Genomic DNA, 233 nt, shown 5'->3' on the forward strand with positions numbered 1-233 from the left:
GACGTGCCGGGGGACGGCTGCTTCGCGGACTGCTTCGCCGCCGTCTGCGCCCGCGCCGGGTTCACCCCCGCCCGCGTCTACGAGACCGACACCGCCTCCTGCGTCCATCTGGTGCAGGTGGGACGGGCGGTCGGACTGTGCCGGGCGACGTTCCCGCCGGCCCCGGGCGTGGTGACCCGTCCGCTGGCCGGGGCGCCGCTGCGCTGGCGGCACCTGATCGGCTGGCATCCGGG

At 77.3% G+C, this 233-nt stretch carries 1 pseudogene; it reads left to right on the forward strand.

Going from position 1 to position 233, the window contains the following annotated elements:
• Positions 1–233: pseudogene (locus ACSNOK_RS36410) on the forward strand (LysR family transcriptional regulator); the annotation flags it as partial.

The organism is Streptomyces sp. URMC 126 (assembly GCF_051386555.1).
GTDB lineage: Bacteria > Actinomycetota > Actinomycetes > Streptomycetales > Streptomycetaceae > Streptomyces.